The sequence below is a fragment of the Spirochaetota bacterium genome (genome assembly GCA_040756435.1).
Lineage (GTDB): Bacteria > Spirochaetota > UBA4802 > UBA4802 > UB4802 > UBA4802.
Genome location: JBFLZD010000125.1, coordinates 1 through 1,735, shown reverse-complemented (window position 1 = coordinate 1,735; position 1,735 = coordinate 1). Strand labels below are relative to the sequence as shown.

Below are 1,735 nucleotides of genomic sequence, written 5' to 3'. Positions count from 1 at the left end.
CCGTGTTACAAAAAAATGCAAGTCCGTGGTTGAAAGCATGGAAGGAGTAACCTTCAGCACCGCACACGACATAAGTGAAGGCGGCATGTTCATATCAACACCCGAGCCTGTTCATCCAGGTAGCACTGTTGATATTGAGGTGTACATTTCTCCTGAAGAAACCATTACCTTAAAGGGCACGGTACGCTGGGTGCGCAAACATGAAGAGGGGGACAAAAAAGCTGGCATGGGAATTCAATTTATACCTACCCCTGGAGGAATTGAAAAGCTCAAAAAAGCTATGTTAAAATGAAGCCGGTGTGCACAACAGTATTCCCGCATTCACCAAGCTTGCACTCCACGTTACTTGAGTAAATCCAGAATACTGCTCCATGCGGTTGTGAAGTTCTTCTTCAATTTTTTGTATCATATTTTTTGTACGAGTAATGGCGCTGTGCATGTCCTTTCCGTACCACTTCTGCTGACATTCCTGCCACTCCAGGCGTTTGTGCAGGTGTTCCTTTTCTTGCTGGTAATGCTGACAAACCCTTTCCATATACGGATCAATATGCAGATTCATAGTTTCTTTTATTTCGGTAACTATCGCCTCAACTTTTTTTTCAAGTCTTTTAAGCGATAGTTCATAGTAATAATATATATTGCTGGAATATTGTCTTACTACATCATCTGCCACACTCACCGCACACCCATACTGGCGCATGGCCTCCTGTTCAATATCATCAATTATAGATTGATTTAAAATATCCTTTGACACAAAAACCGGGACAATGCGCTTTACCTCTTCCTTGGCCTTCAGCGTTACAAGGTAGTGGAATAAAAGACCACTACAATCATAGGCACAGTCAATCTGCTTGATACCGGAAAGTCCACCAAAAGCATGCTGCTGACATTGCTGTATACAAAAGTCAACAACCGGATGGCCAAAAGCCAGAAATTCCAGTGACTCATTATCCAGCGCCACCTCACTGGTAAAAGTTCCATATCGGTTTACGGGCGCATGTGTAATAGGGTTATAGCGCACAAAGTATAATTTATTTTTGGGGTTTGGCCCTGCAATATATGTGCATATAGTATCATCAACATCTTTTAATTCATTGATAAACTGCTCGATGCGTTTGTTGGAAAACGTTCGCTCCTGCATGGTGATTTTATAATACTCATCAAAATTAAGATCAATTTTTGTGGCTACTGTCAGTTCCTGCAATTTACTATAGCTTGACTTGGCTTTCTGTATATGGGTGTCAATATCCTTAGTTACTCGCTTTTTGCTTTTAAGTCCTGCAATCAATTCCATAAAAATACTGTTAAAAAATCGCTCATCTGCAATATCACCAAGAATGACATCTGGTGTGCCCAGAGATTCCTCAAAAAGTTTCAGCTTATGATTCAGCACTTCAAGTACACGTTCAGCAACGGTGTTTTTGGTTGCAAAGTTATAGATCATTACATTCTGCGGCTGCCCAAAGCGGTGAATTCTACCAATACGCTGCTCCACTTTAAGCGGCGACCACGGCAGATCATAGTTTATCAGCACATTGCAAAACTGGAGATTGCGCCCCTCACCGCCAGCTTCTGTACATATCAAGATTTCAGCTTCATTTTTAAAACACTCTATTGCCTGCTCCTTTTCTTCCCTGCTCATTGATCCATGGAACAGTACAACCTTATAGCTTTTAAGCACCTGTGATAAATAATCCTGAGTGGTTCTGAATTGTGTAAAAATTAAAATTTTCTT

Annotated in this window: 2 protein-coding genes; one reads left to right on the top strand and one right to left on the bottom strand. The window is 41.1% G+C overall.

The features are described from left to right. A partial coding sequence (locus AB1444_16460) for a PilZ domain-containing protein (GenBank protein ID MEW6528247.1) occupies positions 1 to 292 on the top strand: 292 nt, incomplete at its 5' end. On the opposite strand, the gene AB1444_16455 is transcribed toward AB1444_16460, so the two are convergent. Then, positions 284 to 1,735: DEAD/DEAH box helicase (locus AB1444_16455; GenBank protein ID MEW6528246.1), on the bottom strand; the 1,452-nt coding region annotated here is incomplete at its 5' end. The genes AB1444_16460 and AB1444_16455 overlap by 9 nt on opposite strands.